We start from the raw sequence: 5,913 nt of genomic DNA on the forward strand, positions 1-5,913 counted from the left end.
CAACCAATCGGCCCTCGTGCGGGTACCCGAATATAAACCCACCAAACCGCAATCCGCGCGGATGCGCTGCGCGGGGAGTTGGACGCGCTCCTCGAGCGGCGCAGCCAGCCGGAGGAGATCGCCGGGGCGGGCCGGTGGTTACGCTGGCGCGAAGTGCTGCGCACCGCCATGGCCCAAGCTCTCGGGCTGCTCGGGCCCGATGACGTGGCAGGCGCGGTGAGTAACGCTGTGGAATGCGCGGTGGAAGCCGGGGTACGCGCGGCCAGGTGCGCCGTCGTCGCCGAACACGATGGTGCGGATAGCCATCCCGATATTTCTTTTGCGGTGATTGGGCTGGGGAGCCTGGGCGGGCGCGAATGCGGTTACACCTCGGATGCTGATGTGATGTTCGTCTGGGACGGCCCCGAGACGGCCGCGGGATACGCCGATGCGCTGGCTCGTGCCTTCATGCGCTTGGAACAGGAAACAGGCGGGGTACCGCCCTTAGCCGTGGATGCGGATATGCGCCCGGAAGGCCGGAGCGGGCCGCTGGCCCGGCGCCTGGATTCTTACGCGGAATACTACCGGACCTGGGCTGAACCCTGGGAATTCCAGGCCTTGCTGCGGGCCCGCGCGGTGGGCGGGGATCGGGCGCTCGGGCAACGCTTCGTGGAGATGATCGCCCCGCTGCGCTACCCGGAACACTGGGATGAGGCTCGGCGTACCGCCATCCGACTCATGAAAATCAGGGTGGAAAAAGAACGAATCCCCGGGGGAGTGGCTCCGGCTTCCCATCTCAAACTCGGCCCGGGCGGAAGTGCGGATGTGGAGTGGACCGCGCAGCTCCTCCAACTTGAGCATGCCGCGGCCTACCCGCCGCTTCGGGTGACAGGAACGGGGGAGGCGCTCCGGGCGGCGGGTGCCGCCGGGCTCATTACCGGGGCGCAGGAAAAGGCCCTGGTCGAAGGGTGGCAGGCCGCCAACGCCCTACGCCAGGCCGCTTTTGTGGCTACCGGCCGGACCGGGAGTGCCGCCCAGGTCATTCCGCGTGATCCGCGTGAGCGCGAACGCATGGCCGCGATCCTGGGCGCCGAGCACGCCGCGGATGTCCTCGACCGGCGCGCCCGGGCGGCACGCCATGCCCGCGCCGCCGTGGAATATGTTTTTTACGGGCGGAACTAGGCCACGCACCGCGGGTAGGCCCGTGGTGCGGGCGGAAAGCTCATCCACGTACTTCTTTAGAGCGTGTAGTACAGCTCGAATTCGTAAGGGTGCGGGCGGGCGCGCAGCGGCGTGACTTCCGCATCCATCTTGTACTTAATCCAGGTGGCGATGAAGTCCTCCGTGAAGACATCCCCTTCGAGGAGGAAATCGTGATCAGCTTCCAGTTCGGCTAAGGCCTCATCAAGGGAAGCTGGGATTGTGTCAATATCCGCGTATTCTTCCGGCGGTAGCTCGTAAATATCCTTATCAATGGGGGCCGGCGGCTCGATGCGGTTGCGGATGCCGTCCAGGCCCGCCATCAGCTCCGCGGAGAAAGCCAAATAGGGATTAGCGGTCGGATCGGGAACTCGGAATTCAATACGCTTGGAGGCCGGGGAATTCCCGCTCAGCGGAATCCGGATCGCAGCCGAACGATTACGCGCCGAATACACCAAATTAATCGGCGCTTCAAAACCGGGAACCAGGCGGCGGTACGAATTCACCGACGGGTTAGTGAAAGCCGCGAGTGCCTTCCCGTGCGTCAATAGGCCGCCCACGTACCAGCGAGCCAGGTCCGAAAGCTGGCCGTAGCCACGCGGATCGTGGAAAAGTGGCTGCCCATCCTTCCACAGCGACATATGGCAGTGCATCCCCGAGCCGGCCGAATCAAAAAGCGGCTTGGGCATAAACGTAGCAGTTTTCCCGCACTCATCTGCAGCACGGCGGATCACGTACTTGAATTTCATAAGGTCATCCGCGGCGGCACGCAAGGAATTGAAACGATAGTTAATTTCTTGCTGGCCTCCCGCGCCCACTTCGTGATGGGCGCGTTCCACATCCAGACCCACCTGTGCCAAATACTGGCACATAACGTCGCGTACGTCCTCATTAGCATCCACCGGCGCCACCGGGAAATAACCCTGCTGGTGAGGAATCTTGTATCCGGTATTCCCGCCCGGCTCCAGCCGGCTCGAATTCCACGAGCCCTCATTGGAGTCAATCACGTACATGGAATGATTGACCCCGGTGTCATAGCGTACGTCGTCGAATAAATAAAACTCTGCTTCCGCACCCACCGAAATCGTGTCCGCAATTCCCGTGGAGCGCAGGTAGGCTTCGGCGCGTTCAGCAACATTGCGAGGATCACGCGCAAAGGGTTCATCCGTATAGGGATCCACCACATTGAAATTCATGACGAGGGTGGGCTCCGCGCGGAACGGATCCACAAAGGCGGTAGACACATCCGGGAGCAGCTTCATATCCGATTCGTGAATCGAGGTAAAACCGCGAATCGACGAGCCATCGAACATATAGCCCTCGTTCATTTTTTCCGCGGTTGCCTGGGTGGCGGGCACTGTGAAATGCTGCATCACGCCGGGCAGGTCACAGAAGCGAATATCGAGAAATTCAATCTCGTTTTCCGCAATAAATTCGGCAGCTTCGGCGACACTTGTGAACATGGTGGACTCCTCCCGGCGCGCGGCTCGGCTAGCGGTGCGGTTTACCCCATGTATTTTAGCGCGCCGTCCCCGGCTCAAAAAACCTCCGGGCGTAGCTCCGCCCGGGAAACTCACGTGGAATTCCCCGGGCGGATACTGACTAGGTACGACGGCGGCGCGGCCCTACTGGCCGCGCAGGGCCCGCCGATTAGCTCTAATATTGGTGGGATCAATACCCTTGGGGATATTGAGCGCCTTATTTCCCAAAGCATCGAGACGCTGGGACAGGGCCGAAACCTCCTGGGCGGAAATTTCCTTCTTAAGCTTCTTAATGGCCCGCTCAAGCTTGGCGAGCGGAACCTGGCCTTCGCCATTGCCCATGAAGATAGCGTGCACCGGGGCATTCGGGGCTACGCGGCGAATAGCGCGACGCTCATCATCAATGAGCTTGCGGGTGCGTGAGATGGGGCCTTCGGCAACGAGGACCACGCCGGGGCGCCCGATGAGACGGAAAACGAAATCTTGGTGGCGTGCGTTGAAACGCACCGGTTCGGTTTGCTTGACCCACGAGCCGCGCAGCGAATCGAGAATCGCGGACGTGGCTCCCGGCATGCCATCCAGCTGTGCGTAGCTGGCCGAACGCACGGCCCGGGTGAGAAGCAGCATGGGGAGCAGGAGCATGAGGAGGATCCCGAAGACGGTCCACGCGATCCAGCTCTTGGTGAGGAAGCCGAGGAGAATACCGATTCCCAGGCCCGCGAGCCCGGCCAGAGCGAGCCACCAGCCCAGATGCTTGTAGGTGCGCTTCGCGATGGTGAATGCGTCACGCAGAGTCTTGAAAAAGCCCGGCTTCTTCTTCGCGCCCTTGTTCTTATCCTGTGCCATCTGATTCCTTTTAAATCCTTCTCGATAGTCCCCGTCGATTCTAGACGATAGTGCCGGCTTTGTTGAGCACCGGGCCCAATCTCACGCCTTCGGGTCGGTCGAACGCCGTGTTCGGCGCGCGACTTGTGGATAATGACGCCGTGGCGGGCATGCCTGTGGATAGTCCTTGGACGGGATGGGCCGGCGGTGGTGAACTGTCCCTATGGCAGGCACAGTGATGAATCGGCGTGGGGTAAGCGGGGCCCGTGGCGTGGGAGGAGCTAGCGCCGGCCGGGTAGCTCTCCTGGTGCGCTTGTGTGTGCTCGGGATGGTGGCGGGTGTGCTGGCAGGAATGACGCTGGGTGCGCTGGTGCTCGCGGTGAAAAAGGCACCCGGGGGCCCGGTGCGTGGAGAAGACCCGGGGTACGGCGAGGGTCCGGTGTCTGGCGAGGGGCCGGTGCCTGGCGCTGGTTCGGTGCCTGGCGCTGGCGCGGGTACTACTGAGCCGGGGCCGGATGCTCTGGCGGTGGCCCGGCAGCTCGTGGCGGCCCGTGATGCCGTGCTGAGCGCGGGTGATACAGCCGCGTTGAGCGCCTTGAGTGTGCCGGAAGGTGAAGCGGCAGCAGCCGATGCGACATTGGGTAGCGTGCTGGAGAGCACTCCGGTTGCGCAGGTAGAAACCGAGGTGCGGGAAGCTTCCTGGGTGGGGGAGGATCTTCTCGAGGTTGTCACGGTGCAGCGCCGCCTCGTTCTAGCTGGCGGGCAAACCATCGGGCCGCAGCCGGAGCGGTGTGCGCGGTGGCAGCTGAGTCCGCAGCCGTGGCGGATTGTGGCGGTTCACCCGTGTTCGTAAGCGGGCCGCCCGTGTTCGTGAACGGTTCACCCGTGTTCGTAAGCAGGTTTTGGCGCAATAACGAAAGTTTGGACACACGAAAACTCAGGTACGGTCGGTGTCAAGTAGTCGTGAAACGTAAGGGACTGTACCATGTCGGGCTATGGGAGTTAGGGTCTCGCGTTTATCACCGCCGAGACAGCTGACCGATTACTAACATCACCAGGCGTGTTCGTAAGATAAAATGCCCCCATGTATAGGCTTAGCAACAACGGGCTTGCGGTAGCGATACCGTGCCGGGTTAGCCACATACAGGCTGAGCGCGTTGTGGGCTGTTAGGGACGCAGAATCTACGTCACGGATATAGAACCGCAGAAAAACTGTTACCCACGTGCATTCTCTTATCCCTTAGCTGGCTCTGCCGTGATCACTCGATTAACATGGGCAAGCATGGACGACGTGAGGTGATGCCCCTAAATAGCAACGCCACGACGTCGAGCCCCGCAGGATGCGCCCTACCGGCAGGAGGCCCCACAAAAAGCAACTCCACGACATCAAAACAATTTCTTAATGTAGCTGCCGTTGCGCTTTGATATCGGGCAGATGCGGCTACCTCCCCACAAGAGCATCAAGAGCCTCACAAGCTTCAATACTCACACCAGTCCCTGGGAAGGGGGTATCTGTTTTCAGAGCTGTATTGCGCTTGTCGTACATGCGAAGTACATCCCGGAAAAACACACCTTCCTCACCGGCGCGGACGGAGGGGTAAAGCAATGGCCGATGCGGGGTCCGGGATCGGCGTTTTTGCGCGATGATACAGCGCAATGCTCCAGCGCAATGCTCCAGCGCGGTGGTCCGGTGCAGTACTCCAGATCCGCGGGTTAGCCAGGCAGCCCGGCTAGGCACAGTGCGAGTGCGGGACAGCGCCTCCCACAGGATGCGCGTAAGGGACACGAAAACACCCCGAAACGGTGCCCTCCCTCGCACTTTGTTCCCGGGCACGGTTCATGCAGCTCCGGCTGCCTATTAAGGCCTATAGGACACTTGGTGTTGGTTTTATCCGGACTTTTCGGCTTACTAGCAGGCTAAAGTCGGATTCAAACTCGGTTTGACTCGAGTTTTTGGATGGACAAAACATGTTGGTTTAACCCCGACTTTCCCGCATTCTGGCGCGGAAAAGCCCGGATTGAAGGCCCGCTTTCCGCCCATTTTCCCGCTCAGCGCCCGCCCAAGCCTGCACGTACGCAAAGCGCGCCGTCGTCCGCGTACACAAGCGTTTGGCGCACCTCCACGCCCGCCACACATGCGGCAGGGTACGCGGGAGGGGCATCCGCCGCCGTTTGACCCGCAAAGCAACGGATTCGCACGCTTGACGGCGGACCCTGGCGAGGGCCAATCCGCGGTATGTACGAACGGGGCGGGGTGTCGGAAACTACGTAAACACGGGATCGGGCTCGGGTGAAGGCCTGCTCGGCGGGCTAAATCTAGGGAAACCTACGGAATCGTAACCAACACATTTGGGGCTGCGGACTGTTTATTGGACATTATTGCTTAAAACCGCTTGACGCTGTTCCATAATTGTTAAACCATCGAACT

4 protein-coding genes are annotated in these 5,913 nt (G+C 61.1%); 2 read left to right on the plus strand and 2 right to left on the minus strand.

Going from position 1 to position 5,913, the window contains the following annotated elements:
* Positions 1-78: 78 nt before the first annotated feature.
* The gene (locus ACRQEG_RS09385; RefSeq protein WP_435733867.1) at positions 79-1,161 is read left to right on the plus strand and encodes a [protein-PII] uridylyltransferase family protein; all 1,083 of its coding nucleotides are present in this window, start codon (positions 79-81) and stop codon (positions 1,159-1,161) included.
* 56 nt (positions 1,162-1,217) lie between these two features.
* On the opposite strand, the gene glnA is transcribed toward ACRQEG_RS09385, so the two are convergent.
* Positions 1,218-2,642: a type I glutamate--ammonia ligase gene (gene glnA, locus ACRQEG_RS09390; protein ID WP_320756024.1), complete on the minus strand. Its 1,425-nt coding sequence runs from the start codon at positions 2,640-2,642 to the stop codon at positions 1,218-1,220.
* A gap of 162 nt (positions 2,643-2,804) precedes the next feature.
* Complete coding sequence (locus ACRQEG_RS09395; RefSeq protein ID WP_016442621.1) at positions 2,805-3,506, minus strand: DUF4191 domain-containing protein; 702 nt, start codon at positions 3,504-3,506, stop codon at positions 2,805-2,807.
* A 202-nt stretch (positions 3,507-3,708) separates the two neighbouring features.
* On the opposite strand from ACRQEG_RS09395, the gene ACRQEG_RS09400 reads away from it, so the two are divergent.
* Positions 3,709-4,338 (plus strand): hypothetical protein, encoded by a 630-nt coding sequence (locus tag ACRQEG_RS09400; RefSeq protein WP_320756025.1) that lies wholly within the window; start codon positions 3,709-3,711, stop codon positions 4,336-4,338.
* The last annotated feature ends 1,575 nt before the right edge of the window (positions 4,339-5,913 follow it).

The sequence above is a fragment of the Actinotignum stranguriae genome, from assembly GCF_051265215.1.
Classification (GTDB): Bacteria; Actinomycetota; Actinomycetes; order Actinomycetales; family Actinomycetaceae; genus Actinotignum; species Actinotignum schaalii_C.

Excerpts from the sequence above, each read along its gene's own strand:
- ACRQEG_RS09400 (WP_320756025.1), top strand. The coding sequence starts at position 3,709 with ATGGCAGGCACAGTGATGAATCGGCGTGGGGTAAGCGGGGCCCGTGGC.
- glnA (WP_320756024.1), bottom strand. The coding sequence starts at position 2,642 with ATGTTCACAAGTGTCGCCGAAGCTGCCGAATTTATTGCGGAAAACGAG.
- ACRQEG_RS09395 (WP_016442621.1), bottom strand. The coding sequence starts at position 3,506 with ATGGCACAGGATAAGAACAAGGGCGCGAAGAAGAAGCCGGGCTTTTTC.